At 68.3% G+C, this 26,683-nt stretch carries 21 protein-coding genes; 11 read left to right on the top strand and 10 right to left on the bottom strand.

Annotated elements, in window-relative coordinates; genetic code table 11:
• Positions 1–61: 61 nt before the first annotated feature.
• Both OG584_RS02705 and OG584_RS02710 read left to right on the top strand, forming a co-directional pair.
• Positions 62–2,590, top strand: a complete 2,529-nt coding sequence (locus OG584_RS02705; protein ID WP_405774581.1) for a glycoside hydrolase family 3 C-terminal domain-containing protein — start codon at positions 62–64, stop codon at positions 2,588–2,590.
• A gap of 106 nt (positions 2,591–2,696) precedes the next feature.
• Positions 2,697–3,479: an SAM-dependent methyltransferase gene (locus OG584_RS02710; protein WP_405774583.1), complete on the top strand. Its 783-nt coding sequence runs from the start codon at positions 2,697–2,699 to the stop codon at positions 3,477–3,479.
• A 104-nt stretch (positions 3,480–3,583) separates the two neighbouring features.
• On the opposite strand, the gene OG584_RS02715 is transcribed toward OG584_RS02710, so the two are convergent.
• Positions 3,584–4,909, bottom strand: coding sequence for an ROK family protein (locus OG584_RS02715; protein ID WP_405774585.1), 1,326 nt, complete (start codon positions 4,907–4,909; stop codon positions 3,584–3,586).
• Between the two features lie 142 nt (positions 4,910–5,051).
• Between OG584_RS02715 and OG584_RS02720 the strand changes: the two genes are divergently transcribed.
• The 5 genes from OG584_RS02720 (at position 5,052) to gndA (ending at position 11,595) form a co-directional block, all read left to right on the top strand.
• The gene (locus OG584_RS02720) at positions 5,052–6,377 is read left to right on the top strand and encodes an ABC transporter substrate-binding protein (RefSeq protein ID WP_405774587.1); all 1,326 of its coding nucleotides are present in this window, start codon (positions 5,052–5,054) and stop codon (positions 6,375–6,377) included.
• Positions 6,378–6,389: 12 nt separating this feature from the next.
• Positions 6,390–7,451 (top strand): carbohydrate ABC transporter permease, encoded by a 1,062-nt coding sequence (locus tag OG584_RS02725; RefSeq protein WP_405774589.1) that lies wholly within the window; start codon positions 6,390–6,392, stop codon positions 7,449–7,451.
• A complete protein-coding gene (locus OG584_RS02730; RefSeq protein ID WP_405774591.1) occupies positions 7,444–8,352 on the top strand; it encodes a carbohydrate ABC transporter permease in 909 nt (302 codons plus the stop codon). Before OG584_RS02725 ends, OG584_RS02730 begins: the two co-directional genes overlap by 8 nt.
• Before the next feature lie 59 nt (positions 8,353–8,411).
• Positions 8,412–9,767 (top strand): GH1 family beta-glucosidase, encoded by a 1,356-nt coding sequence (locus OG584_RS02735; protein ID WP_405774593.1) that lies wholly within the window; start codon positions 8,412–8,414, stop codon positions 9,765–9,767.
• 388 nt (positions 9,768–10,155) lie between these two features.
• Positions 10,156–11,595: an NADP-dependent phosphogluconate dehydrogenase gene (gene gndA, locus OG584_RS02740; protein ID WP_405774595.1), complete on the top strand. Its 1,440-nt coding sequence runs from the start codon at positions 10,156–10,158 to the stop codon at positions 11,593–11,595.
• A 734-nt stretch (positions 11,596–12,329) separates the two neighbouring features.
• Here the strand turns inward: gndA and panD are convergent.
• The gene (gene panD / locus OG584_RS02745; RefSeq protein WP_405774597.1) at positions 12,330–12,755 is read right to left on the bottom strand and encodes an aspartate 1-decarboxylase; all 426 of its coding nucleotides are present in this window, start codon (positions 12,753–12,755) and stop codon (positions 12,330–12,332) included.
• Positions 12,756–13,269: 514 nt separating this feature from the next.
• Between panD and OG584_RS02750 the strand changes: the two genes are divergently transcribed.
• Entirely contained in the window at positions 13,270–13,521 is a 252-nt protein-coding gene (locus OG584_RS02750) for a helix-turn-helix domain-containing protein (protein ID WP_328540694.1), read from the top strand.
• Positions 13,522–14,158: 637 nt separating this feature from the next.
• Here the strand turns inward: OG584_RS02750 and OG584_RS02755 are convergent.
• The 3 genes from OG584_RS02755 to OG584_RS02765 all read right to left on the bottom strand — a co-directional run bounded on the left by OG584_RS02755 (position 14,159) and on the right by OG584_RS02765 (position 18,855).
• Positions 14,159–14,949, bottom strand: a protein-coding gene (locus tag OG584_RS02755; RefSeq protein WP_405783841.1) for an IS5 family transposase whose coding sequence is annotated in 2 segments (ribosomal slippage) — positions 14,159–14,634 and positions 14,634–14,949 — 792 coding nt in all. Because the reading frame shifts where the segments join, the coding sequence is not laid out codon by codon here.
• A gap of 242 nt (positions 14,950–15,191) precedes the next feature.
• Positions 15,192–16,409, bottom strand: a complete 1,218-nt coding sequence (locus tag OG584_RS02760) for a hypothetical protein (RefSeq protein ID WP_405774599.1) — start codon at positions 16,407–16,409, stop codon at positions 15,192–15,194.
• A 946-nt stretch (positions 16,410–17,355) separates the two neighbouring features.
• Positions 17,356–18,855, bottom strand: a complete 1,500-nt coding sequence (locus tag OG584_RS02765; protein ID WP_405774601.1) for an FUSC family protein — start codon at positions 18,853–18,855, stop codon at positions 17,356–17,358.
• A 444-nt stretch (positions 18,856–19,299) separates the two neighbouring features.
• Between OG584_RS02765 and OG584_RS02770 the strand changes: the two genes are divergently transcribed.
• Positions 19,300–19,989 carry a 4'-phosphopantetheinyl transferase family protein gene (locus OG584_RS02770; RefSeq protein ID WP_405774603.1) on the top strand — a complete coding sequence of 230 codons (690 nt, stop codon included), beginning with the start codon at positions 19,300–19,302 and terminating at the stop codon, positions 19,987–19,989.
• 124 nt (positions 19,990–20,113) lie between these two features.
• Here OG584_RS02770 and OG584_RS02775 read toward each other — a convergent pair whose 3' ends face one another.
• Positions 20,114–20,509 (bottom strand): siderophore-interacting protein, encoded by a 396-nt coding sequence (locus OG584_RS02775; protein ID WP_405783843.1) that lies wholly within the window; start codon positions 20,507–20,509, stop codon positions 20,114–20,116.
• A gap of 122 nt (positions 20,510–20,631) precedes the next feature.
• Between OG584_RS02775 and OG584_RS02780 the strand changes: the two genes are divergently transcribed.
• Together OG584_RS02780 and OG584_RS02785 are read left to right on the top strand one after the other, a co-directional pair.
• Entirely contained in the window at positions 20,632–21,411 is a 780-nt protein-coding gene (locus OG584_RS02780; RefSeq protein ID WP_405774605.1) for a phosphotransferase, read from the top strand.
• Between the two features lie 46 nt (positions 21,412–21,457).
• A complete protein-coding gene (locus tag OG584_RS02785; RefSeq protein ID WP_405774607.1) occupies positions 21,458–22,225 on the top strand; it encodes a transposase in 768 nt (255 codons plus the stop codon).
• 234 nt (positions 22,226–22,459) lie between these two features.
• Here OG584_RS02785 and OG584_RS02790 read toward each other — a convergent pair whose 3' ends face one another.
• The 4 genes from OG584_RS02790 to OG584_RS02805 all read right to left on the bottom strand — a co-directional run bounded on the left by OG584_RS02790 (position 22,460) and on the right by OG584_RS02805 (position 25,943).
• Positions 22,460–22,693 (bottom strand): siderophore-interacting protein, encoded by a 234-nt coding sequence (locus OG584_RS02790; protein ID WP_405774609.1) that lies wholly within the window; start codon positions 22,691–22,693, stop codon positions 22,460–22,462.
• A gap of 187 nt (positions 22,694–22,880) precedes the next feature.
• Positions 22,881–23,981 (bottom strand): prephenate dehydrogenase, encoded by a 1,101-nt coding sequence (locus tag OG584_RS02795; RefSeq protein ID WP_405774611.1) that lies wholly within the window; start codon positions 23,979–23,981, stop codon positions 22,881–22,883.
• Between the two features lie 132 nt (positions 23,982–24,113).
• Positions 24,114–25,154: a transcriptional regulator gene (locus OG584_RS02800; RefSeq protein ID WP_405774613.1), complete on the bottom strand. Its 1,041-nt coding sequence runs from the start codon at positions 25,152–25,154 to the stop codon at positions 24,114–24,116.
• Between the two features lie 507 nt (positions 25,155–25,661).
• Positions 25,662–25,943: a hypothetical protein gene (locus tag OG584_RS02805; protein ID WP_405774615.1), complete on the bottom strand. Its 282-nt coding sequence runs from the start codon at positions 25,941–25,943 to the stop codon at positions 25,662–25,664.
• Positions 25,944–26,683: the final 740 nt, after the last annotated feature.

Raw genomic sequence — 26,683 nt, forward strand, 5'->3', positions numbered from 1 at the left:
CCGTAACCTTGCAGCCGATACGGGAGAGCGCTCTCCGACCGGTGGGCGCGGAGGGGTCTTCATGACGGACGAAGAGCTGGACACCCTGGTCGCCGCGCTGGACCTTGCGGCCAAAGTGCGTTTGCTGAGCGGGGCATCCGGGTGGCGGACCCACGCCGAACCGGCCGCCGGACTGCGCGCGATGGTCACATCCGACGGGCCGGTGGGTGTACGCGGGGAGTCGTGGGACGAACGGGAGACCTCACTGGTCCTGCCGTCCCCCACGGCGCTCGCAGCGGCCTGGGACGAGCAACTCGCCACGGAGCTGGGCGGGTTGCTTGCCGCCGAGGCGCGCTACAAGGGCGTCGACGTGCTTCTGGCGCCCACCCTGAACCTGCACCGGACGCCGCTCGGCGGCCGTCACTTCGAGTGCTACTCCGAGGATCCTCTGCTCACCGCCCGCATCGGCGCCGCGGTGATCCGCGGAGTACAGGCGGGCGGAGTCGCCGCCACGGCCAAGCACTTCGTGGCCAACGACGCGGAGACCGACCGCCTGACGGTCGATGTCCACGTCGGCGAACGGGTCCTGCGCGAGGTCTATCTGGCACCCTTCGAAGCCGCCGTCGAGGCCGGCGTATGGGTGGTGATGTCGGCGTACAACCAGGTCAACGGCGTCACCATGTCGGCGAGTCCGCTGCTCGCCGAACCGCTGAAGGGCGAGTGGGGCTTCGACGGGCTGGTGGTGTCCGACTGGGGGGCGGTGCGCACCACCGTGGAGACCGCGCGGGCCGCCCAGGATCTCGCCATGCCGGGGCCGGAGAGCGCCTGGGGGGACGCTCTGCTGATGGCCGTACGAACGGGGGCAGTGGCGCAGTCGGCGGTGGACGACAAGGTACGCAGGCTGCTGCGGCTGGCGTCCCGGGTGGGCGCTCTGGGCTCACCGGCACCGGTGTGGCGCCCAGTGGTGGCGGAGGCAGGCCGGCGCGCGCTGCTCCGCAGGGCGGCAGCGGCCGGAACGGTGCTGGTGCGCAACGCGGGGCAGGTGCTCCCCCTCGACCCGAAGGGACTGCGGACCGTCGCCGTGCTCGGACCGCGGGCCGCCGGGCCCCGCATCCAGGGCGGCGGCAGCGCCGAGGTCTTCCCGGCCACCGTCGCCTCCCCGCTGGACGGGATCCGAGCGGCGCTGGATCCCGGAGTGCGATTGCTGCACGCGCCCGGCGTGCCGCCGGAGCGCAGGCCCGCGCCCCTCACGAGAGAGGTGACGCGCAATCCGGTCACCGGCGAACCGGGCGTCCTCGTCAGCCTGTTGGACGCCGACGGGGCCGTGCTGCACTCGGAGCACCGGCTGTCGGGGCGGATCGTGGAACCGGCCAGGGCCGACGACGCCGCCACCGTGGAGATCCGCACGCTGCTGCGGCCCGCGGTGTCCGGCGAGTGGACCCTGGCGGTCGGCGGATTCGGGGCGGTCTCACTGTCCGCCGGCGGACGGACCGTCGTGGACGGTGTGTTCGCCCGGGACACCGACGATCCGACCCTTGTCCACGTGTCGCCGCCGTACCGGTGCGGCCGCGTCGCCCTCACCGCCGGCGAGGAGACGGAGATCGTCGCGCGGCGCGAACTGGCGCCGGACACCGGCATCGCCACGATCCTCGCCGCCGCGCCGCCTGCGGCCTCACCCGCCGCCGCCCTGGCCGAGGCGGTCGCCGCGGCCCGCACCGCCGATGCCGTCGTGGTGGTCGTCGGGACCACGGAGGAGACCGAGTCGGAGGGCAGCGACCGCGTCTCGCTCGCGCTGCCCGACGGGCAGGACGATCTGGTGCGGGCCGTGGCCGGCGTACATCCCGGCACGGTGGTGCTGGTGAACTCCGGCGGTCCGGTGGCCCTGCCCTGGCGCGACGAGGTGGCGGCGGTACTCATCGGCTGGTTCCCCGGCCAGGAGGCGGGCCATGCGGCGGCCGACGTGCTCTTCGGCCGCGTGGAACCGGGCGGACGGCTGCCCACCACCTGGCCGGCGGGACAGGATGACGTACCGGTGCCCGACCCCACTCCCCGCAACGGCGTGCTCCCCTACACCGAGGGCCTGCACATCGGCCACCGGGCCTGGCTGCGGGGACCGGTGGCGCCCGCGTACTGGTTCGGGCACGGCCTCGGGTACACCGACTGGGAGTACGAACGCCTCGACGCGCCCGAAGTGGCTTCCCGCGACGGCTCGTTCGACGTACGGGTACGGGTCCGCAACACGGGCGGGCGGGAGGGGCGCGAGGTCGTACAGCTCTACCTGGCGCGCCCGGGGTCGGCGGTGGAGCGCCCGGTCCGCTGGTTCGCGGGGCACACTGCCGTACGCGCGCGGGCCGGCGAGACGGCGGAAGCCGTCGTCCGGGTGCCCGGAACGGCCTTGCGGCACTGGTCCGTCGAGGAGCGGCGCTGGCTCGTGGAGCCCGGCGTGTTCACCGTGTACGCGGGCCGGTCGGCCGGGGACGTGCCTCTCGCCACGGAGGTGGCCGTGCCGGCTCCCGCGCCCATGGCCGGCGCGCTGCTCCGGCCGGAGCGCGGCACCGGCCGGGCTTCCGGTGTCCGCCCGGTCTCCCGGCGCCCCCGAATGCCGGGATGACACACTCCGGGGTGAGGACGGGCGGTGGAGCTGTGTGCGGACGCTGCGGATCCGCCGCCCGCCCAGCCCGTTTCCTCGCCACGTTCGTACCGCAACGGAGCCCCCCATGACGGCAGGCAGCCCCAAGCACCAGATCGACACCAGCAAGCCCCACCCCGCACGCGTCTACGACTATCTGCTGGGCGGCAAGGACCACTATCTCGTGGACCGCGAGCTGGGCGAGAAGCTGGACGACTTCATCAGGGTCGGCGCGGAGCAGAACCGCGCGTTCATGCACCGCGCCGTAGCCTGGGCCGCGCACCAGGGCATCAGCCAGTACCTGGACATCGGGACCGGAATCCCGACCGAGCCGAACCTGCACCAGATCGTCCAGAAAATCATTCCGGCGGCCCGGGTCGTCTACGCGGACAACGATCCCATTGTGCTGCGCCACGCGGAGGCTCTGCTGGTCAGCGCCCCGGAGGGGGCCACGCACTACATCCAGGCAGACGTCCGTGAACCTGAGCTGATCCTCGACCACGCCCGGAAGTTCCTGGACTTCAGCAGGCCCATCGCCCTGTCCCTCATCGCCATCATGCACTTCATCCTCGACGAGGAGGACCCGCACGCGATCGTGCGGGAACTGGTCGGCCGGCTGCCGTCCGGCAGCTGCCTCATCCTCGCGCAGGCCAGCCTCGACTCGTTCCCGGAAGCCGAGGAGCATGTGGCCAGCACTTACTCCAGCCACATCCCGTTCCAGCCGAGGCCGCGCGCCGAGATCGTGCCGTTCTTCGACGGACTCGATCTGGTGGAGCCGGGCGTGGTGACGGGGCCCGAGTGGTTCAAGGACACACCGGCACCCGCGATCACCCCGTATCCCGGCTATGTGGGCGTCGCCCTCGTGCCGTAGGTGCCGGCCCGGCCGGCACCGCACGTACGCGGCGCCGGCCGGGCAGACCTGAGGTGTCCTCGCGCCATGAGCGCGCGAAACAAGTGGTCATCGCGCGAGGACCCCTAACGCCGGTCGACCACGACGGGCCGCCAGCTCCCCTGCCTCAGCAGGGCGGCCGGGTCGGCGTCCGGGTCCTGCACGTCGTGCCTGCGGTGTCTGCCGCCGCGGGCGAAGAAATCAGCGAGTGGCAGGGTGGCCGCCCCCAGTGTGACCGCGTCGGCGCCCAGCGTGCCCAGGTCGATGGTGACGCGCTCCGCCGGATGGTGCATCGCGTACTCCTTCGCGTACCGGCGCACAGCAGGCAGCAGCACCGGCCCCAGGAGCAGTCCGGCCCAGCCGCCCACCAGGATCCGTTCGGGGCGGAAGAGGTTGATCAGGTCGGCGATGCCGGCCCCCAGGTACTCAGCGGTCTCGTCGAGGAGTTCGGCGGCCGCGGTGTCACCGGCCAGGCCCCCGGCCGCGGGCAGCGCCGCCGCGAGCAGGGTGGCGAGAGCCGTCTCCTCATCGGCCGCCGCGGCCGGCGGGCCGCCCGACTCCAGCCACCGCTCCCGGATGGCATCGGCGCCCACGTACGCCTCCAGGCAGCCGGGCGAACCGCAGCGGCAGCGCCGCCCGCCCACCGTCATGGTGGTGTGGCCCCATTCGACGGCCCTGCTGTCCGCGCCGCCGTAGAGTTCGCCGTTGACGACGATGCACGCACTGACGCCGGAGCCGAACAGCACCACGGCGGCGTCGCTCGTACCGCGCCCGCCGCCGAACCACATCTCCGCCTGTCCCAGCGTTTTGGCCCCGTTGTCGATGAAGAACGGTACGTAGGAAGGGAGTTCGGCGGACTCCCGGAGCATGGCTTCCAGCGGGACGGCGTCCCAGCCGACCGTCTGCCCGTGCACAACGACCTGATCGGACGCGTCGCGGGCGATGATGCCGGGCACCCCGACCCCGACGCCGACGAGCTGATCGGCGTTCACCTGCGCGTCCCTCAGCACATCGGCGACGGCGGCCCGGATATGACCGACGATACGGCCGACGTCGTAGCCGTGGTGCGCCAACGGGCGTTCGGAACGCGCCAGTTCCCCGAGCGACAGGTCGAAGAGCTCGACCCGGACACGGGTCTCCCCCACGTCGATACCGATCAGATGGCCACTGCCGGGGGCGACGCGCAGCAGTGTGCGTGGCCGCCCTCCCTCCGAATCGACCACTCCGGCCTCTTCGAGCAGCCCGTCCGCAGCCAGCTCGGCGACGACGTTGCTGATCGAACCGGAACTCAGTCCGGTGGCCGTGCCGAGCTCCTGGCGGCTGAGCGGCCCGTCGAAATACAAACGTTGCAATACCGCCGCCCGGTTGCCCCGCCGCAGGTCACGCACAGTTCGCCTGCTCTGTTCAGCCATGTGGCTCCTTCCCGCTAGGCAACATACCCCTGTGAAAGCTCTTGACGCGACCTTCTCTCACTACTTAACTCACGATCTGAATTAAGTCGTGAAGGCCGTTCGAATCCTGAACGCAGCCCTCCCCGGGAAGGGGCCAACGCACATGCGCAGTATCAGAGCCGCAGCAGCAGTAGCGATCACCATCTCCACCCTCGCCGGAGTCACGGCGTGCGGCGGAGGCGGTGATTCCGCCGGCGGTGGCAGCAATGCCTCCCCCAAGACCCTCACCTACTGGGCGTCGAACCAGGGGCCGAGCATCCCCGCCGACAAGAAGACCCTCACGCCCGAGCTGAAGAAGTTCGAGCAGCAGACCGGCATCAAGGTCAAGCTGGAGGTCGTGCCCTGGGCCGATCTGCTCAAGCGGGTCCTCGCTGCGGCGACCTCGGGACAGGGCCCCGATGTGCTCAACATCGGCAACACCTGGTCGGCCTCACTCCAGGCCACCGGCGCCCTGCTGCCCTGGAACAAGGCCAACTTCGCCGCGATCGGCGGCCGTGACCGGTTCGTCGACGCGGCGGTGGCCTCGGCGGGCGCAGCGAAGAAGGACCCCTCCGCCGTTCCGCTGTACTCCCTCTCGTACGCGCTCTACTACAACAAGAAGATGTTCGCCGACGCGGGCATAGCCAAGCCGCCGGCCACCTGGGACGAGCTGGTGGCCGACGGCCGGAAGATCTCCAAGAACGGCACGAGCGGCAAGTGGGGGCTCGGCGCCGAGGGCGGCAACCTCTCCAACAACATCCACCAGGCGTTCGTACTCGGCCAGCAGCACGGGGCCGACTTCTTCGACTCCTCGGGCAAGCCGACCTTCACGTCTCCCGGCGCCGTCGCCGCGGTGAAGCAGTACGTCGACTTCATGGGCAAGGACAAGATCATCGCCCCGGGCAACGCGGAGTACGCCCAGAACCAGTCGCTCAGCGACTTCTCCAAGGGCAAAACCGCCATGGTGCTGTGGCAGGCGGCCGCGTCCACCTTCGCGTCCCAGGGGATGAAGCCGCAGGACTGGGGGGCGGCGCCGGTCCCGGTCGCGTCCGGCACCCCGGGACAGGGCAAGAACGTCAACTCCATGGTGGCGGGCATCAACATGGCGATCTTCAAGAACACCAAGAACACCAAGGGTGCACTGAAGTTCGTGAAGTTCATGACCAGCGACGACGAGCAGAAGATCCTCAACAAGGCATACGGCGCGGTACCGCCCGTCACGGCCGCCCAGTCCGACCCGGCCTTCAACCAGCCCGGTGTGAAGGTCCTCAAGGACACACTGACCAAGAGCGCGGCACCGCTGCCGCAGGTGGCCTCGGAGTCGCAGTTCGAGACGACGGTCGGCACCGCCATCAAGGACCTCTTTGCCGATGCCGCTGCCGGCAAGACCATCACGACCGCTTCGGTCAAGGACGAGCTGACCAAGGCTCAGCAGCAGATGACCCAGTGAGGCACTGATCCGATGACCTCCCACCCGTCGCCCGACCAGCACCCCCTCACGAGAGGCTCCGCCTCCCCCCTCGTCCTGGAGACCAGCCCCCCGGTGCCCCCGGCGGCCGGCGGTGATGTCCTGAAGTCCGGGGGTGCGCGGGGACGTTTCCCGCGCATCCCCGACCGGGTCCGCCGCGGCGGCCTGCCGTATCTGCTGCTCCTGCCCGCGCTGCTGCTGGAACTGCTCATCCACATCGTGCCGATGGTCATCGGCATCGTGATGAGCTTCCGCGGACTCACCCAGTTCTTCATCCGCAACTGGGGCCAGGCACCCTGGACGGGTCTGCACAACTTCCGGGTCGCCGTGGACTTCAACGCCCCGATCGGCAAGGCCCTCCTCCATTCCTTCTATGTCACCTGCGCGTTCACGGTGCTCGCTGTCGGCCTCTCCTGGCTGATCGGCACGGGTGTCGCGATCCTGCTCCAGGAGAACTTCCGCGGCCGGGGGCTGCTACGGACGATCTTCCTCATCCCGTACGCCCTGCCGGCCTATGCGGCGATCATCACCTGGGCGTTCATGTTCCAACGGGACAACGGCCTGGTGAACCACGTCCTCCACGACCAGCTGGGCGTCACCGACAAGCCGTCGTTCTGGCTGATCGGCGACAACAGCTTCTACGCCCTGGTCATCGTCGCCGTCTGGAAGTCCTGGCCGTTCGCGTTCCTGATGGTGATGGCGGCGCTCCAGAACATTCCGCGCGAGCTGTACGAGGCGGCCTCGATCGACGGCGCCGGGATGTGGCAGCAGATCCGCAAGATCACCCTCCCGTCGCTGCGCTCCGTCAACCAGGTCCTGGTCCTCGTGCTCTTCCTGTGGACCTTCAACGACTTCAACACGCCGTACGTCCTGTTCGGCAGAGCGGCCCCCGAAGCCGCGGACCTGGTCTCCATCCACATCTACCAGTCCTCGTTCGACACCTGGAACTTCGGTAGCGGCTCGGCCATGTCCGTGCTGCTCCTGCTCTTCCTGCTGCTGGTGACGGCCGTGTACCTGATCTTCACGTCGCGCGGGAGGAAGAGCACCGATGTCTAGTACCAGCACCGCACAGCGGTCCTCCACGGCGCACCGCCCGGCCGCCGTCCGCCGCTCGCCCACGGCGCCGCCGCAGTCCTTCATCTGGACCCGGCGCGTGCTGCTCACCCTGGTGTCACTCTTCACGCTGGTACCCGTGTACGTCATGGTCAGCAGCTCGCTGAAGCCGCTGGGCGATGTGTCGGGCAAGTTCTCCTGGGTTCCCTCCGGCTTCACCGTCCGCCCGTACATCGACATCTGGAGCACGATCCCGCTCGCCAGGTACTTCATGAATTCGCTGATCGTGGCGGGTACGGCGAGTGTCTGCTCGGTAGTGGTCGCGATCTTCGCCGCGTACGCCGTGAGCCGCTACCGTTTCCGCGGCAAGCGGGTCTTCACGGTCGCGGTGCTCTCCACCCAGATGTTCCCCGGCATCCTGTTCCTGCTCCCGCTGTTCCTGATCTTCGTGAACATCGGCAACTCGACGGGAATCGACCTCTACGGCTCCCGCGGCGGCCTGATCCTCACGTATCTGACGTTCTCGCTGCCGTTCTCCATCTGGATGCTCATCGGGTACTTCGACTCCATCCCGAAGGATCTGGACGAGGCGGCGATGGTGGACGGCTGCGGGCCGCTCGGGGCGCTCTTCCGGGTCGTCGTCCCCGCGGCGGTCCCCGGCATCGTGGCCGTCACCCTGTACGCGTTCATGACCGCGTGGGGCGAAGTGCTCTTCGCGTCGGTCATGACCAACGACACGACGCGGACGCTCGCGGTGGGGCTCCAGGGCTACTCGACGCAGAACGACGTGTACTGGAACCAGATCATGGCCGCATCGCTCGTCGTCAGCGTGCCGGTGGTCGCCGGTTTCCTGCTTCTCCAGCGGTATCTCGTCGCCGGTCTGACCGCCGGCGCCGTCAAGTGACCGCCCGTCCCGTCGCACCACTCGGCACAAGCCGGCACCGCGCAGCAGAAAGGCAACCCGTGAACGAGTACAACGCCCTTCCCGCAGACTTCACTTGGGGGGTGGCCACGGCGGCTTACCAGATCGAGGGGGCGGTGGCCGAAGACGGCCGTTCACCCTCCATCTGGGACACGTTCTCGCACCTTCCCGGAACGATCGACAACAACGACAACGGCGATGTGGCCTGCGACCACTACCACCGCTGGCGCGAGGACATCGGGCTGATGAAACAGCTCGGCGTGGACGCGTACCGGTTCTCCGTTGCCTGGCCGCGCGTCGTGCCCGGTGGCGACGGGCCGGTCAACGAAAAGGGGCTCGCCTTCTACGACCAACTGGTCGACGGTCTCCTCGAAGCCGGTATCACCCCGTTCCCGACCCTGTACCACTGGGATCTCCCGCAGGCCATGCAGGACCGCGGGGGCTGGCCCGCGCGGGAGACGGCCGAGCACTTCGCGGAGTACGCGTCCGTGGTGGCCCGGCGGCTCGGTGACCGTGTGAAGGACTGGACGACGCTCAACGAGCCGCTCTGCTCGTCGTGGATCGGCCACCTCGAGGGCCGGATGGCACCCGGCCTCACGGACATCACCGCCGCCGTCCGGACCTCGTACCATCTGCACCTGGGCCACGGCCTGGCCACGCAGGCGATACGGGCAGCCGTTCCCGGCGCCCGCGTCGGCATCGTCAACAACCTCAGCCCCTGCGAGGCGGCCACCGAACGCGAGGAGGACCGGGCGGCGGCCGTCCGCGCCGACGGGCACACCAACCGCTGGTGGCTGGACCCGCTCCACGGCCGGGGCTACCCGCAGGACATGCTCGATCTGTACGGCGTCGACCTGCCCGTCCGGGCCGGCGACCTCGACACGATCGCCACCCCGCTCGACTGGCTGGGTGTGAACTACTACTTCCGCAATGTCGTCACCGACGACCCGACAGGGCCGCTGCCGCACGCCAAACAGGTCTATCTGCCCGGCGCCCGCCACACAGCGATGGACTGGGAGGTCAACGCCGACGGCCTGGAGAACATCCTGCTGCGGCTGACCGACGAGTACGGCGCGCAGAAGATCTATGTCACGGAGAACGGCTCCGCCTATCCGGACGTGGTCCGCGCCGACGGCTCCGTCGACGACCCGGAGCGGGTCCAGTATCTCGACGAGCACCTGGCGGCCTGCGCCCGCGCCGCCCGTAAGGGTGTCCCGCTGGCCGGTTATTTCGCCTGGTCGCTGCTCGACAACTTCGAGTGGGCGTACGGCTACGACAAGCGCTTCGGCCTGGTGCACGTCGACTACGCGACGCAGAGACGCACCGTCAAGAGCAGTGGTCACCGGTACGCGGACATCGTCCGCTCCGCTCGCGGCCGTGGCCGCCGGGCCGCCTGAACCGCTCCCACCGCATACCCGTCCGATGAGGCTCCGGCACCGCCGGGGCCTCATCGGCGTGCCCGTTGTCCCGCGGCCCTTCCCGGACGGCGGCCCGCCCCCCGGGTGCCACGCCGCCGGCGGGGTTGGGACGGCGTGGCCCGAGGGCTGGGAGAGCGCTCTCCGAGACACTCACAGTGTCACTCCGCCGCCGAGCGGGAGTCAAGGCCGCTCAACGGGGCACCCTCTCGGCGTAGTTGGATCGGAGCAGTGGGCTCGGACCTCATGGTCCAGGTGCGGCAGCCCGTAGCCCGCCCGGCCCACGGATTCCGGCAGGAACGTGTCGCCGGACGTACGGTCCAGATACATGCACGGGCGCGACACCCAGACGATTTCGAGGAGCACGGCCATGAGTGGAACAGCCCAGATCGGCGTCACAGGACTCGCGGTGATGGGCCGCAACCTCGCCCGCAACTTCGCGCGCAACGGACTCACCGTCGCGCTGCACAACCGTACGGCGGCCAGGACGCACGAGTTGGTCGAGGAGTTCGGCGAGGAGGGTATGTTCGTGCCCGCCGACACGCCGGAGGAGTTCGTCGCGGCCCTGGAGCGCCCGCGCAGGCTTGTGATCATGGTGAAGGCCGGCGATCCGACCGATGCCGTGATCCAGGAGTTCGCGCCACTCCTGGAAGAGGGTGACGTCATCATCGACGGCGGCAACGCGCATTTCGAGGACACCCGGCGCCGCGAGAAGGAGCTGCGGGAGCGGGGCATCCACTTCGTCGGCACCGGGATCTCGGGCGGCGAGGAGGGCGCGCTGCACGGGCCGAGCATCATGCCGGGGGGCTCCGCCGAGTCCTACGAGTCCCTCGGGCCGCTCCTGGAGAAGATCGCGGCCAAGGCCGCGGACGGTTCACCGTGCACCACGCACATCGGCCCCGACGGCGCGGGGCACTTCGTGAAGATGGTGCACAACGGCATCGAGTACGCAGACATGCAGCTGATCGCCGAGGCCTACCACCTGCTGCGCGAGGTCGCCGGCTACTCCCCCGCGCGGATCGCCGAGACGTTCCGCTCCTGGAACACCGGCCGGCTCGACTCGTACCTGATCGAGATCACGGCGGAGGTACTCGCGCACGAGGACGCCGCCACCGGACAGCCCTTCGTGGACATCGTCGCCGACGAGGCGGAGCAGAAGGGCACCGGCCGCTGGACCGTACAGATCGCGCTCGATCTGGGCGTACCGGTGTCGGGCATCGCCGAGGCGGTGTTCGCCCGCTCGCTCTCCGGCCACGCCGAACTGCGCAAGGCGTCGCGCGGACTGCCGGGGCCTGTACCGAAGCCGCTGGACGAGGCGGCCGCCGCGGAGTTCGCCGCGCAGGTGGAGCAGGCGCTGTACGCGTCGAAGATCGTGTCGTACACCCAGGGCTTCCATCAGATCACCGCGGGCAGCGAGAAGTACGACTGGAACATCGACCTGGGCGCGGTCGCCGCGATCTGGCGCGCGGGATGCATCATCCGTGCCGCGTTCCTGGACCGTATCCGTGCGGCGTACGACGCCAGTCCCGGTCTGCCGAGCCTGCTCTCGGACCAGAAGTTCGCCGACGAGATCGGCGGGACGCAGGACGACTGGCGCGCGGTGGTCGCTGCCGCCGCGCGCCAGGGCGTCCAGACGCCGGGCTTCTCGGCGGCGCTCGCCTACTACGACGCGCTGCGGGCCGAACGGCTGCCCGCGGCGCTCACCCAGGGCCAGCGCGACTTCTTCGGCGCACACACCTATCGCAGGGCCGACCGCGAGGGTACGTTCCACACGCTCTGGGGCGGCGACCGTTCCGAGGTGACCGGCTGACGGCTCCCTCTGCCGCGCCCCGGCCGTCAGGCCTGGTCACACGGGGCCGGGCTGCGGCTCCGGTTCCGGTGTCGGGTCCGGGGCCGGCGGGGGCGGGGTCGGCTCGGGGCCGGGCGGCTGCGGGACGGGGTCGGGCAGCGGATCCGGCAGCGGCGGCGGCACCGGTGCCGGGCCGGGGCCCGGCACCGGGGTCGGCGAAGGCGGCACGGGATCCGGGCCGCCCGGATTCGGCGGCACAGGGCCGGGATAAGGATGCGTCACGGTGGGCCTCCCACAGTACGGCTGCATGTCCTGACCAATGTCTCCCGCTTCGCCTGCCCACGCGCGCCGGGCCCAACCAGCCGGGCTGCTGCCCGGACCTTTGAACCCGAGACCTCCGAATTGGACCCGGCAGCGGCGTTCTTGTGCGCCCGGTCACGTACGCCATGGACACATGGGCCGACGGCGACGACACGGGTGCGGGCACGGCGTCAGCGGTGCGGGCGGACTCGCACGCCTGTCGCGGCCTCCCACATCGAAGCGCTCGACGACGCCATCCGCCAACAGGGGGACGCCCCGGTGTCCGGCCCGCCTCACCCCCACCGCCCCACCGAAGCGGTGCGGCGTTCGGTCTCGGTGCCCACTCCGGGAACAGCGTCGGCTTCGCCCCCGGCCCCGCGACAGGGCGGGGGCATGCCGACGTGCGGCACCTGCGCGACTCTCCGGTCAGGGTCCGGCGGCCACGGGCGCACGGGTCAGACCTCGGCGGCCACCGCATGCGTGCCGCGCACCTGATCGGTACCCGGTACGGGCGCGGACGCGTCGGCGCCGAGCGCGACGATCCGGTTGTCCGCGTCGACGTGCACGACGCTCGGCCGGAGCGCACGCGCCTCGGCGTCGTCCACCTGGGCGTAGCTGATGAGGATCACCAGGTCGCCGGGGTGTACGAGGTGGGCAGCCGCGCCGTTGATACCGATGACGCCCGAGCCGCGCTCACCCTCGATGACGTAGGTCTCCAGACGGGCACCGTTGTCGATGTCGACGATGTGCACGAGCTCGCCGGGCAGCAGATCGGCAGCGTCCATCAGATCGGCGTCGACGGTGACCGACCCGACATAGTGCAGGTCGGCCTGGGTCACTGTGGCACGGTGGATCTTGGACTTGAAGATTGTTCGTATCATCGAGGTACTCCTGGACGTAGGCTCCCTGCCTGCGTTTTTGCAGGTCAAGTGCTGTTTTCCCACCCTACAACGAGTCGCATGTTCGGGCAGCATTCCCCAGGTTTTTCAGGACTCATGCTGACCACTTGCTGACATTCCTGACGTGTCATCAGATTGGGGTGGGAGGGTTCCGCTCGATCTCCCGGACCCCATCGCGACGAGTTCCAAAGTCTACGCAGCACTCTCCCTCGGGTATCCGTGATCGCCATCACCCCGACGAGCTGACAGCACCACGGCCGTCCATGACCACACGGAAGCCCTCCTAAGCATCACGGGGGGCTCGATGCAGCGCGGCAACCTAGCAACAAATCACGGCTCGGCGAAGGCGGCGATTCCCAAGACCATGGCCACGGCCCGACCGGTGACCCTTCGGAGACACGGGGCGAGTGCCAAGCATCTTCGAAACCCGGCCAACGCAGAACGCGGCCCACCGCAGCGATCAGCTCCGGCATGCCTCAAGGAGTCCTCCGTGCCCATGGAACCGCAGCCGCACCCCAGCGAGCGCCACACCGAGATCAACCGATCGCGCAGGCGCCCGCCCGTCGAGCCAGTCCTCATCGACACCTCCGAGGTCGCCGCGATGCTCAGCATGTCTACGAGCTGGGTCTACAGGGAGGCATCAAAACTGGGCTTGAGGGGCTACAAGCTCGGCCGAGGCAGGAACGCCAAGGTCCTGTATAAGAGGGCCGAGGTCTTCAAGTGGCTGGAGCAGCAAAAGATCCATTAAGGGGCCTCGACCTGCCCAGCGGCCGACCTAGCACCTCCGTAGTTCACCAGCGTCTCTCCGAACCACACCGCTAGCGTGACGTCGGCCTGTGGCAGGAATTTCCCGAAAACCGCCGCAATGCCCAAGTAAACCGTTTCCGGGCGCAATATCCTGAAATGCTGGCGGTACGCGTGCTGAGCGCTTGAACGGAGGTCGCGAACGGCCGCCCGAGTGGTTGCTGGGGCAGTCACACAGGTGTTCAAACGGTACGCCCTGGCACCCGTCACCCAGCTCAAACCGCAGACCTACGCATTACAAGGCCGTGAGCGATTATGCCGCCGTGTGCTGCGTGATGCCGCCAGGTGATGTCGTGCCTGCTCAGAGCAGATGCGATGGGTTGACCCCTGCTACCTCGTGATGCACCGCCCAAAAGCGTCCGGCCACCGGTTGGCCGCCGGAGGGACAGTGATGACGAGGAGAAGGGGTGCCGCACGGGTTATAGGGCTTCAACAGTTAGTGCCGGTACTGGTGGTTGTAGTACGCAATGAAAGGGTCGAACCACTCGCAGGAGTGGGCTAGCAAATCAAACCTTTCGAAATAGGCCGACATGTACTTCGTGGTCTGGAACTGGGCCTCGCTGTAAGAGCTCGTAACACGATCATGGTCGGGTCTTCTTGAGGCGTCGGTAGCAGATGAGGCTGCAGGCCAGGGAGACGAAGGCGTCGTGGAGTTCGGTGCGGCGTTCCCAGCGAACGGCGAGTCGTTTGAAGTGGTGGAGCAGGGCGAAGGTCTGCTCGACGACGTAGCGCAGCTTGCCGATGCCCTTGATGTTCGGTGATCCCTTGCGGGAGATGACGGGCAGGATCCGTCGGCGACGGAGCTCGTCGCGGTGGGCGTTGGAGTCATAGCCTTTGTCGCCGAGCAGGGCCTCTGGTCGTCGGCGGGGCCGGCCGGGTCGGCCTGCGACGGACGGTATGCCGTCGACCAGGGCGAGGGTCTGGGTGACGTCGTTGACGTTGGCCGCGGTCGTGATGACCTTGAGCGGGGTGCCGCGTCCGTCGCAGATCAGGTGGTGTTTGCTGCCCGTCTTCCGCCGGTCGACCGGCGACGGACCGGTGTCGGCGCCCCCTTTTTCGCGCGGATGTGGGAACCGTCCACACACGCACGTGACCAGTCGAGCTCGCCGGCCGCGTTCAGCTCGGCGAGCAGGACCCGATGCAACTGGTCGAAGACTCCTGCCTCCTGCCACCGGTCCAGCCGGCGCCAGCAGGTCTGTCCCGAGCCGAACCCGAGTTCCAGGGGCAGGAGTTGCCAGGCTATGTCGTTGTAGAGGACGAACAGGATGCCCTGGAGGCAGAGCCGGTCCGGCACTGGCCTCGGCCCCGGCGACCGCTCCGGCCACGGCGGCAGTAACGGCTCGACCAGAGCCCACAACTCATCGTCCACGATCCACGGTCGGGTACCCACACCCTCACGAACAGCCGAATCATCACACCGGTAACGGCCTACCAGGACGATTCAGCAAGATCGTGTTACGAGCTCTTCGGCAAGCCGAACCAACTCGTCTACGTGAGCGCCCTCCTGCTCACCATTAACGGCAGCGATAACACAACACGTGTCCAGGGTGCATTTAAGAGTCATTCTTCCTCCAGCCCGAAAGAGTCCACATGTCCATTGTCGCACCCACGCGGTCAGCCATCATCGACACGCGTAGAGCTCGTAACAAGATCATGGTTGGGTCTTCTTGCGGCGCCACCAGCAGATGAGGCTGCAGGCCAACGAGACGAAGGCGTCGTGGAGTTCGAGTCGTCGTTCCCAGCGCACGGCCAGTCGCTTGAACTAGGAGCGATCGGCTCATGCGTGCCGGCGTTCGGCGTCAGCTCGCCACGGTCGCCGTGTGGGGTATCAGTGTTCAGCCTTCGGATGCCGCGGCCAGGATGCGGTAGGCCGGGGACCGGGATCGCCGGGTTGGTGACCGCCACGCTTGCCGTGTCGCGGTCGTGCAGCAGCCGGGCCAGGACACGGGCCGGCAGCCGCGGATTGCACATCGCCATCCGGCGAATGTAGTCCGCAGGGTCGTTCAGCAGCCGCACCGCGTCGTCCGGTTGCAGCCGAGGGTCCTTGGCCGCACGGCATCGCACCTCGGCCTCGGGGTCGCGGGCCAGGCGTGCGACGTCGGCCGGCGTGGACTCCGGATCGTTCAGGGCCATGCGACGCATCCGCCCGCTGGGGTCGTCGGCATAGCAAAGCAAGCCCTTACGGGGGAAGTTGTGGTGACTGCGGGGGCGGTCGGGATGGCTGAGGCTGCCGTCCCACCAGCGCCAGACCTCCAGCAGCAGGTCGGCCGGTACGCCGTCGCACGATTCGGAGAGAAACAAGCGGACCACCCGGTCCTCGTCCCGCGCCAGACGCTCCACGACATCCGGAGGGAGATGCCGGGCACGGGCCACGCTATGGCGGATGAGCGGATGTGACGAGGCGGCCAGCCGGCGCATCGCGACGGCGTCGCCGTGCAGGTCCGCGACCCAGGGCAGGGTGTGCGATCCCAGTTTCGGGTCGAAGTGGTAGCGCACCGCGGCGCGTTGCTCCTCGGTGAGATCGGGGCGCAGCGCCACCGCTGAGCGAATCTCATCCAGCGGGTCCTTTGCCAGTCTGGCGACGCCGTGCGAGCCCAGGCCCGGGTTAGCGGCCAGCGCCCGGAGTACCTCCGCGTACGGGTCCTGGACCAGCTCCGCCTCCAGCTCGAGCTCCAGACGGCCCTGTTCGAGCGCGTGCCGGGGCGCGGGCAGCGCGGCAAAGACCTTGCGGGCATGGGGATGCCGGTGTGGCGGGCAATGAGCGCCGCCGTGTGCACCGCGTCGTCGGTGTCGGCCAGCAGCCGCTTCGGCAGCGCGGCGATGTCCTCCCACCACGTGCAGGCGACAATCCGTACCCGGGGATCGACGTCGGCCGCGAGGCCGGGGATGTGGTGGGCGGGGAGGTCGGCGGCTTCGGCGCGGGACTGGTCGGCGAGGAGGTCGTCGTACAAGTCCCCGGGAGGTTCGGCGCCCCAGGCGCAGGCATGCTCGGCCCAGAGCACGCGGCGGTTCGGTGACGTCTCGGCGCGGATCAGGCGGGCCCATTGATCGGATGTGAGCTTGGGCCGGAAGGTGTCGGCGGGCCTCGACCGCACCCGCGGATCGGGGTGCGCCACGGCGGCGTCGAGGACGGCGGTCCGATCGCAGCCGTGCAGGGACCCCTCGTACACATCCATCAGTTGGATCAGCAGGTCGTCAGGCGCCGCAGAATTGGAGCCGATCCCCTGTGCCCAGTGCAGAGGCCGCGCAGGAAGGCCGGGCACCGCCGCCCAAACCTCGGCGCGCTCGGCCTCCGTCTCGCGCCCGGCCGCGATGGCGGCCTCCTCCAGCCGCGCGGGCAGCCGGTCATCCGCAAGGCGGCGCCACCACGCGTCATCGAGTGCTTCCCGGACTACGCCGTCCGGCACCGCGAGTCCGGCGTGTGAGAGCAGTTCGTGGAGTTCCTCTCGGTGTTGCACGCGGTCATGATCCTTGCCGACTCACGGTGGGACAAGACGCAGCCAGATCAGAGGGGCGACGTCTGGTCCATCGACGTGTGGTGACCAGCTGGCGACCTCCCAGCAGCATCCGCGATATCTCTTCGCTACGAGGAGCGCCGGGCAACGAGCTGAAGAGCGCGCGCCACCCCGGTGATCAGCCACACCCAAGCCCCTCGTGCCGCATCCAACCGGCTAGGCCGCGGGCCAATCTGGGTTCGGCATGCCGTCATCGCTCATGTGCGCCCGCTGCCAGATCCCCTTCCAGATGCAGGCCGAGCCATCTGAAAGGCGCAGGTCCGTCAGGTAAGAGCGGCGGGGTTTCGCAGGGGGATTGCAAGTGCTGTCAGCGCGTGTTCCAGGCCGTGCAGGTGCTCCAAAACCCCATCACCGCCAGGGAAGCACGATGCAGCAGGACGCATATCGATCTCGTTCGTTACCCCATGAGGTGCGGTGAGTGCCTTCACCGCCTCCTCCACGCGCCAGCAGGCGGCAACCAGTCGGGCATCGTGCGAAGCGTCCACATCGCCTGCAATCGATACCAGGGCGCGGACTTCCTGGGCGCACTGATCGAGAAGTTGCAGGACCTGGTGGGCTCTCGCTTTGCGGGCGCGCAGCGGGGTGAGTGGGTGCACGAGTGGGGCCAGCGAAAGCCTCACGCGTCCCAATAGTGCTTCCAGTTCCGCGACATGCGGGGCCGGGTTCGCGGTCGGGGATCCGGCGAGACGGTCGGCGGCTTCCAAGGTGCAGGCGCGAATGCAGTGCAGGGCGCGCTGGATCCACGCATTGGTCGTGTCATCCGTGCTTACCGGCGCGATGAAAAGTACAGCCAGCGCGGCACCGAGGGCTCCTACACCCGTTTCCATCACCCGTAGTGCAAGCAGCGGGGGATCGAGTACTCCGAGCAGGCCGTAGAGCAGGCCCGCCATGACGGTCACGGACAGCATCATCCACGTATACGACACTGCGGCCGTGTAGAAAATGCCGAACACGCACACCGCAACCAGCACCGCGGTGGGGATGGGTGCTCCGGCCAGCGGCACCACCACAACCAGACTGACACACATACCGATCACCGTGCCGAGAAAGCGGCGGAAGCTCCGCACAAGAGTCTCGCCACGGGATGTGGTGTTCACGAAAATCCACCACACCGCACCCACCGCCCAATACCAGCGCTCCTGCGACCCGAACTGCCCCACCAGCAAAGCGAACGCACCCGCCGCCATCCCCTGGAATGTCTGGCGCGTACTCACCCGAGCCCAGCCCGTGCCCCCCGGCGCCAGCAGGGGCGCGGCTGCCGGTGGCAGCTTGCGCTCGTAGCACCACAGGCCGAAACGGACCGTCGAGGTCGCCAGCAAGGCAAGGGCCACCGCCCCATAGAGCTCCGGGAGCTGTTCCGGCACCGCGTGCAGGAATTGCGCGGTGAAGAAGGTCATGAAGGCGAAAACGCCCAGCGCGTGACCGCGCGGTCCCCACCGGCGGGCATACATGCCCGCACCCAGAACGGCAACAAAGGCCGCGTCCCGCACCCACGGGAAATCGTGCAGAACAGCCGCGAGAGCGAGCACCGGGAAGCCCGCGACCGACAGCAAAGCAGTAGTAAGGGCCTGTCCGCGCACCGAGGTATCAGCAACGGTGAACAGTGCGAGCAGCGCGGCAAGCCCGGCCGCGATCGCCGCCGGCAATGACTGCGTCACCCCGCCCGCCACCGCCACCGCGAGACCGATCCCCGACACACCCCGCGACGCACTGCGCAACCGCAGTCGCCCCGGATCCGGCGCGACCAACATCCTCTTCAGCACAACTCTTCTCCGACCCCGCAACGATCAATCCACAGAACTGACACACAGTCAGGAAAGTCAGCAAAGGGGCAGCATCCGCCCACCCACACACTCCCGAACACGACCACACCCGCGCCTCAAGCGAAGTCCGGAAAGTGGGTTCTGATCTGCAAAAACACGTCCCAGGCCCGGTGTCACCGCGCCCCGCACGGTTGACACCACGAAGAAATGGGGACAGTTGTTGGTGCGGTGAGGCGTGTTGCTCGGCACTCTGCTGCTTGTCGGTGTGGCAGCGGAGAGGGGCCTGGCGATGCTCTTGGATGCGGAGCGTTGGTTGGAACTGCGGCGTTTCCGTGGGTTGTTGGAGTCCGGGGCATGAATCTCGCGGCGGCCACGCTACCGGCGATCTGTGCGGGACCTGGACCACTCTCCCCACCACGGTCCATTCCGCTTAGAGTCGGGCGCGTGATCGACACCGGTGCCCTCCCGAAAGAATTCGGCCACGTTCGGCTGCCGAGCGGACCACTCCGCGGAGTTGAGATGTGGCTGGCGTCCTCCAGACATTCCCCCTCCGGCGACATCTCGGTGCTCGACGTCGAGGAACGACGTCGAGCCGAGGGGTTCCGGCGAGCAAGCGACCGCAACGTCTACATCACTGCGCACAGTGCGCTGCGGTCCCTGATCGGCGCCTATCTCGGGCGCGACCCAGCGGCACTCAGGTTCAGGCGCGAGAATTGCCCGGGTTGCGGAGGCAAGCACGGGCGACCTGCTCTGGCGGGCGAAGCCGGATCACTGCACTTCTCGCTCTCGCATTCAGCGGATCTCGCCCTGATCGCGTTCGCACTTACCCCCGTCGGCACTGACATCGAGGCTGTGCCCGGGGCCGAAACGACCAGCGAGGCGAGCACTGCCCTACACCCGGACGAGCAGCGCGAGCTCTCTCACCTCCCCGACCGTGAGCGTCCGTTCGCCTTCGCACGGTGCTGGACACGTAAGGAGGCGTACGTGAAGGGGACGGGCGAAGGGGTGGCAGGACCCGGGTTCGCCGCCACCATCGTGGGCTCGGGCGAGCGTCCTCTGCCGCTGCCTGGTTGGACGCTCATCGACGTGCGGGTACCGAAGGGCTTTGCCGCTGCCTGCGCGGTACGCCGCTGAGGCAGGGTCTGGTGCGGCTCAGGGCATGCACCGAACCGGTGCGGGCTTCGCACCTGAGCGCCGCAACTGCCGTTGTCCTCCAGTCCTCAGCTCGAGGTGCCCGTCATGTGCGTCTCCGGTTCCGTCATGGCCTGGGCGTTTCACGTGGGTGGGACGCGCGCCATCGCTCGCCGGTTGGGCCCAGACGCCAGTAGCCGGATGCGGAGATGTCGCCGCAGTGGACGCCGCGGTCGAGCAACAGGTGACGGCGTATCTCGCGGACGAAGTTGGCTTCGCCATGGACAAGGGCCTGCAGTTCCCCCGTGGGAAAGCTGAGGTTGTGCACCGCTGTGACAAGGCTGGCGCCCGCGGGGTGATGACCGCGGTGCAGCCATGTGACGTCTGCTGCGGCGGGGGCGTCGATGCTTTGTTCCTCCGAGGGGTTGTCCACCTCGAGCAGGGCAATCGCCTGTGCGCCCTTGGGGAGGCGTTCGACGCTGGCAGCGATCGCGGCCAGCGAGGTTTCGTCTCCTACGAGCAGATGCTAAGGGCTGTCCCGTAACTGGCGACATAACCACATGTGTTGTCAGCCGGACTTGGGACGCGGATCTGGCGCGCTGATATTCAAGGCGCCGACTGAGGTAGCCGGACTACGCTGGCCAAGTGATTGAGGACGGCTCCACCGACCGCGGCAGTGTCACGACAGTGCGACGGATCGGCGCGACGATCCGTAGGCCGACAGGCGTGTGGACACCTGCCGTACACGCCCTGCTGAGCCACCTGGAGGCGGTGGGATTCAGCAGGGCTCCGCGCGCGTTGGGCACTGACGGCGCCGACGAAGTGCTGTCGTTGCTCTATGGCGAGCCCGCATTCATGCCCTGGCCAGAAGCTCTGCGCTCCTCACACGGAGTCGCTGAGCTGGGCCGCTGGCTGCGGGGCTACCACGATGCCGTTCGGACCTTCCGGCCGCCGGCCGATGCTCACTGGCAGGGCCAGGAAGAAGAGTGGCGGCCAGGCATGCTGATCCGACACGGAGACCTCGGGCCGTGGAACTCGATCTGGGACGGTGGCCAGCTCGCCGGCTTCATCGATTGGGACTTCGCGGCACCCGGCCATGCCATCGACGACTTGGCCCAACTCGCCTGGTACGCCGTCCCACTGCGACCCCTGGAGCAGCAGCGACGAGCGTCGGTCACTGGCTCCAGCACCCTGCGGGCTCGCCTTCATGCGCTCTGTGCCGCTTACGGGGAACGGCCCGTAGCCGTGATCGAGGCGCTGGGCGCCCTTCAGTCCCGCGAGGCCGCGCGCATCGAACGCCTCGGCAGGCGGGGCACCGAGCCATGGGCGACCTTCCTCGCCCGCGGTGACGCGGCTGAGATGCTGGCCGAGCAGTGCTGGACCCACTCGGAAAGTGACGCACTCTTGGACACTGGGCGCCAGTGACAGCAGCCACCTCCAACCCGTAGACCACGGGTGAGATGATCTTGGTGTGGCTGGTGTGATCACGGCGTCGGAACCGTCCTGGATAGCCCCGTTCACCGGGATGAGCCCACGAGGCTTCGGAAAGTTGGTGACCGCGCTGCGCCGCGAAGGCGCCGACGAGGTGCGGCGGGGGCGGCCGTGGGGCCTGTCCCTGGAGGACCGGGTGCTGCTGGTCGCGGCGTACTGGCGAACCAACCTGACGATGCGCCAACTCGCGCCGCTGTTCGGCATCTCGAAGTCCGCCGCGGACCGCGTCATCGCCCAGCTCGGACCGCTGCTCGCGCTCCCACCCCGAAAGCGGTTCCGCAAGGACACCGTGCTCATCGTGGACGGCACGCTGGTCCCCACCCGGGACCACGCGGTGGCCGAACAGTCGAAAAACTACCGGTACTCCACCAACCATCAGGTCGTCATCGATGCCGACACCCGTCTCGTCGTGGTGGTCGGCCGCCCGCTGCCCGGCAACCGAAACGACTGCAGGGCGTGGGCGGAATCTGGCGCCAAGAATGCCGTCGGGGCCACCATGACGATCGCCGACGGCGGCTATCCGGGCACCGGCCTGGTCATGCCGCACCGCCGCCGCAAGGGCGAGGAACTGCCCGCCTGGAAGGAAGCGCACAACAAGTCCCACAAACAGGTACGAGCCCGCGTCGAGCACGTCTTCGCCCGCATGAAGTGCTGGAAGATCCTTCGCGACTGCCGCCTCAAAGGCGATGGAGTCCACCATGCCATGGGCGGCATTGCCCGCCTGCACAACCTCAACCTCGCGGGCTAGGAGAGCGGTCCCCACCCCCGCTGATCACACCCTGGCCGCACCGAAGATCATTTACGGGACAGCCCTTAGTCGGCGCTCGGCTGGGGAATGTAGCCGCCGTTCGGCCCCATGAAGTGCACGACATCGCCGGGTTCAGTCCTTGCGGCCCACGCGGCGGCCAGGCAGGGCGAAGTCGAGGGTGAGTACGGAGGCGTCGGGGCCCCACGCCCGGACCGTGGACAAGCGTAGCCGGGGCTAGTGCTCGTTTGGGTAAGCGGCTTTGATGTGGTCAAGGCCGAACGGCTCGCGGTAGGTGATGCCGGTCGGCGCGAAGAGGAGCATGAGGTACTGATCGGTATAGGGGCTGAAATGAAGGTTCTCCAGGTCAATACCGCCGAGCACCACGCGCCGTCTGCGCGGCGTGAGTTGGTGGACGCTTTCGACATGTTTGGTGCCCACCTGGCACCGGCCGGCAGGGTGTTGTGGCATGTGGTCCTCCGCCGAGGCGATGAGTGAGGACCATCTACATTAGGAATGCGCGGCGGACGTGTCGACCGTGACCGGTTGAACGGATCGGGCTGCGGCGCTTCCCCGTCGGGGCCTGTTCAACTGAAGCCGACCGCAGTTGGGCACAGGCATACAGCGCCATCGTTCTCTTTTTTGCGAGAGAGCCTGCTCACCGGGCCATGATGGTGCTCGGTGCTCTTAGCCTCCGGGTGAGCTTCTCCGCCGCCTCGGCGGTGACCAGCATCTCGACAAGGCCCGTCACCTGGCCGGGGGCGTGGTCGATGAAGACGTCTTCGATATTGACGCCTGCGGCTCCCACGTCTGTGAAAAGACGGGCCAGCTCGCCCGGTTGGTCACCGACGAGTACCGAGACGGTGACGTAACTCCCCAGCGGGGCCCCTCGCTTGTGTGACAGCCGAGCCTGGCCGGCGCAGCCTCGGTCCAAGAGCCCGATGAGCGCTTTCGTGTCGTGGTCGTCTTCTGCCTTGTCCATGACGGTCAGTTCCCTGAGGGAATCGATCACATCGTTCAAGTCCAGGGCCAGTTCGCTCAGGATGTCTGCGACGGTGTGGGCATTGGCGGCGAGGATCTCTCCCCACAGCCTGGGGTCGCCGGCGGCGATGCGCGTGGCGTCCCGAACACCCGGGCCTGCCATGCTTACTTCGGACTCGGTAGCGTGTTCGAGACGGGCTGCCATCAGGCTGGCGACCAGGTGCGGAGTGTGCGAGACGAGGGCAACGGCCCGGTCATGCCCCCGGGGGGCCATGACGAGAGGGGATGCCCCGCAGAGATCAACAAGTGTGCGGACTGTGTGCCACGTCTCCTCTGACGTCTCATCGGTAGGCACAAGAGCCCAGACTCGGCCCTCGAAGAGATCTGCGCGCGCGGCCAGGGGCCCGGAGCGCTCGCGACCCGCCATGGGGTGCCCGCCAAGGTAGGTGCGCAGGTCGCAGCTCAGCTTCTCGAGCGCGTTGAACGTCTGAGTCTTGACACTTGCCACGTCGGTATAGGCCCGGGCCATACCGAGCCGCTGGGCTTCGGCGAGGGTGGCTGCTACGTCCCGGGGCGGCACCGCAATGATGGCAAGGTCGACAGGGCCCGGCGGCTCCTCGGCTCGGCCTGCCCCCAGCGCGGCAGCGGTCAGGGCAGCCATGGGCTCACGGTCGGTCAGGTAGACAGTGACACCTCGGGCCGACAAGGACATCGCGATGGACGTGCCGATCAGGCCGGCGCCGATGACGACGGCGGATTGCAGCATGGTGTGCCTCATTCGCTCAGCGACATGCCGGCGTGACGATCCGGGCGGGGTGGGGTGGAGGCTCAGCGTCCTGTGCGGGCGTCCGTGTACGGACTGTTTGCTGGTGGTGTCGACACACCAATGCCGCAGGTCGAAGGTTCGTTGTCAGGCGCTTTCGGCCTCGATGTGTTGCTTCAACTCGTGTGCGAACAACTCCCAGATCTCTGCATAGCCTTGGACCAGCTCCGATATCTGGATCTTGCAGTGGGACGGGACGCTCTCGACGATGCGCTTGCGGTCTCGAGCCACGAGGGCCGCGGCGTCAAGCATCCGCAGCATATGGCGACCCGTCTCGTTGAACCGCAGCGACGGGTCACGGCGCAGAGTTTCGAACAGGGATCCGAGCTCGGCAGGGGATCTGGCACTGACCGGACGCTGTTGGGGCGAACGGTAGCCGGGTGGGGATGCCAAACGCTCTCCGGCCGTGCGTCCGCGCTGGCGGGCCGGTACGGGATCGTCGCCGCGCATTACCCTGCTGCGGACGTCCGCGACGGTGGCGGGCGAGATGCCAGCCTCACGGGCGATGGTACGCAGGGAGGCGGTGGGGTTCTCTCTGATCAGGCAGCTGGCGAGCTCCCGGCCGTGCGTGGAGTCCACCGGCCGGGCGCGACCGTCGAGCCCGATCCTTCGGTCTGTGTGCAGAAGGGTGCCCGATACGTTCTGGCGTATCTCCGCGACCTTCCGGGCGGAGAGCCCGGCCACGGACGCCACTGCTCGGTCGGACCACTGGGGGTGGGAGGCGAAGATGCGTTCAGCAGCACTGGCGCGGTCCTCGGTGGACAGGGGACGGCCGTGCGAGACGTTGAGGGCGACTGCCAGCAGGTCCGCGTCGGTCGTTTCGCCGTCGAAGTAGCGGACTTTGATAAGGATTTGGCCGTTGGCCTGAGCGGCTTTGAGCCGATGGATACCGTCGACAACCCTCATGGTGGGGCGGTGGACGAGAATCGGCGGAAGCTCGGACTCGATTTCGGCGAGGGTACGGGTGTACTCGGTGTCGACACCGCCCGTGCGCGGGGTGGAGGCGACGTGCAGTTCCTCGATGTAGACAAGTTCCACCGGGGCGTCGTTGAGTCCCTTGTCACGGAGGGCCAGCAGGTATTCGGAACTGTTGTGGGAGTGTGGTCTTTCGATCTGTTCGACAGTCACAGCGCCAGCTCCTGGACGGTCCGTACGGAAGGGACGGGGGACAGAAACCCCGGCGTCACGCGAGCCACGCACCATCGGTTATCCCGTTCGGCATGGGGGGCGGACCCTGCCAACCGTTGTCGTCCGGACCCGCACCATCCGTGGCCTCGTTCGGCATGGGGGGCGGACCCTGCCAACCGTTGTCGTCCGGACCCGCACCATCCGTGGTGGTCGCTGCTATCTGGGTTCCCTGGACACCAGTTCCGGCTCCGGATGGTGCGGTGCCGACAGCTGAGGCGGACTGCGCACCCAGGAAGAACACGTCAAGGGCAACGCTGCTGAGAAATACCTGGCGGATCATTTTGTTTCCGTATCTGCTCGGGACTTGCTGCGATGAAGAGGAGTCTTCTCCGCAGTCCAGGGGAAGCAGAAGGGGCATACGGACGGGCAAAGCGGCCTTGGCGCATTCAGTCCACCGGCGCGCAGCTTGGAAGCTTGAATTCCCCCGCCTACATGGTGATTTGGGCATCAGGAGTCGGGGTCCTGGCGCATCAACGGGACCTCCGCAGACACCATGCGCCACTGGGCGAGGGCTGGCTGGGCTGCTGTGGCGCGCTGCCAGGCCCTGGCGGCGCCCGCTTCGGCCACCGCCAGGCTCGCCGCTTGTATGAAGAGGCCGACGACCGGGCCTGGTTGGGCGTGGGGATGCAGGCTGATGTGCTCAATGCGGTACTCGTCAGCGGGCTCGTTCCCGGCCAGGAGGCCGGCGACGCTCGCAGGAAAGGGGGCACCCTCTGGGTGCGGTGCCAAGCAAATGTGAACGAGGTACACAAACTAACCTTTACTGGATGAATAGGGTTATTGCGCATGGGTAGTCGGCGCGGCTCAGCCACGGGACAACGAGCGAGCTTTCAGCATCACAGTCCCGGTATCCGGCTTGCCTGATGTGGGCCTGGTGATCGCTGGCGGGGCCGGATGCAGGAAAAGCACGTTCCTCCAGGTCCGCCCCGCCGCCGGACGCGCCAGGTCCGACCGTCTCGCCGGTCTGCGCGGACCCGGTCGCTCCCAAGGGGGTGCTGCAAGTCCTGGCAAAGGTGACGAGCTCTCGGGATCCGCGCGCAGTCCAATATCACCGGGCTGCCCTGTTGGCGACCGGCGTTGGCGCAACGGCCGCGGCAGGCCGCAGCTCCCACGTCGCGGTGGGTGAGGTCCACCGCTGCGATCAGTGCCCCCAGGCCGACCCCGGATGTACCTGTGTTCTGCCGGTCGGGTGCATCTGCCGGCCCGACGAGAAGACACTGCTCGCCGCCCACGCCAAGGTCAGCCACGGCGAGTTGACCCCCATCGGCCATCAGTGCCTGGCCGCCCCGGCCGAGAGGTCGGCCGCCGTTCCCGCGGGCGCACCGGCACTCGAGGGCCCGCCCGAACGAGAACAGCGTCGCGCCAAGCGCGCCGCCCGCCTCGAGCCGCCACACCCGCGCAGATAGGCTGTGTTCGTCGCGATGGCAAATGCCTGCACGGGGCCATGTGCCCGGACGGCTCCCGCCTCC

The sequence above is a fragment of the Streptomyces sp. NBC_00859 genome (genome assembly GCF_045161865.1).
GTDB lineage: Bacteria > Actinomycetota > Actinomycetes > Streptomycetales > Streptomycetaceae > Streptomyces.

Coding starts and splice junctions, on each gene's coding strand:
- OG584_RS02705 (WP_405774581.1), top strand. CDS start 62: ATGACGGACGAAGAGCTGGACACCCTGGTCGCCGCGCTGGACCTTGCG.
- OG584_RS02710 (WP_405774583.1), top strand. CDS start 2,697: ATGACGGCAGGCAGCCCCAAGCACCAGATCGACACCAGCAAGCCCCAC.
- OG584_RS02715 (WP_405774585.1), bottom strand. CDS start 4,909: ATGGCTGAACAGAGCAGGCGAACTGTGCGTGACCTGCGGCGGGGCAAC.
- OG584_RS02720 (WP_405774587.1), top strand. CDS start 5,052: ATGCGCAGTATCAGAGCCGCAGCAGCAGTAGCGATCACCATCTCCACC.
- OG584_RS02725 (WP_405774589.1), top strand. CDS start 6,390: ATGACCTCCCACCCGTCGCCCGACCAGCACCCCCTCACGAGAGGCTCC.
- OG584_RS02730 (WP_405774591.1), top strand. CDS start 7,444: ATGTCTAGTACCAGCACCGCACAGCGGTCCTCCACGGCGCACCGCCCG.
- gndA (WP_405774595.1), top strand. CDS start 10,156: ATGAGTGGAACAGCCCAGATCGGCGTCACAGGACTCGCGGTGATGGGC.
- panD (WP_405774597.1), bottom strand. CDS start 12,755: ATGATACGAACAATCTTCAAGTCCAAGATCCACCGTGCCACAGTGACC.
- OG584_RS02750 (WP_328540694.1), top strand. CDS start 13,270: ATGGAACCGCAGCCGCACCCCAGCGAGCGCCACACCGAGATCAACCGA.
- OG584_RS02790 (WP_405774609.1), bottom strand. CDS start 22,693: ATGCCACAACACCCTGCCGGCCGGTGCCAGGTGGGCACCAAACATGTC.
- OG584_RS02795 (WP_405774611.1), bottom strand. CDS start 23,981: ATGAGGCACACCATGCTGCAATCCGCCGTCGTCATCGGCGCCGGCCTG.